Source organism: Nocardia cyriacigeorgica NBRC 100375, from assembly GCF_000308555.1.
GTDB lineage: Bacteria > Actinomycetota > Actinomycetes > Mycobacteriales > Mycobacteriaceae > Nocardia > Nocardia cyriacigeorgica.
This window is the reverse complement of the sequence record NZ_BAFY01000161.1, coordinates 1-256: the sequence shown is the minus strand read 5'-3', so window position 1 is coordinate 256 and position 256 is coordinate 1. Positions and strand designations below refer to the sequence as shown.

The 256-nt window shown below is 75.0% G+C and carries 1 pseudogene; it reads left to right on the top strand.

Going from position 1 to position 256, the window contains the following annotated elements:
• Positions 1-217 (top strand): annotated as a pseudogene (locus RJ05_RS31935) (hypothetical protein); the annotation flags it as partial.
• Positions 218-256 lie beyond the last annotated feature (39 nt).

Genomic DNA, 256 nt, shown 5'->3' with positions numbered 1-256 from the left:
CGGCGGAGGTGCTGCGGGCCAACCGCCCCGGGCCTCCGGCGCACCGGCGGGCGCGGCCGGAGTACCGTCCGGTGCGGCGCGCGCGGCGGGCCGGATCGGCGCGGCCAGGGCCGCGACCTCCGGGATGAACCGGGCAGATCAAGTCATGGGTGATGTCGCGGGCGACCGCTGGGCCAACCGCTCACCCGACCTCGGCAGGAGCACCATTCCGCGATGACGAACCTCGACACCTACGAGCGCCGTTCCTACGGCCTGT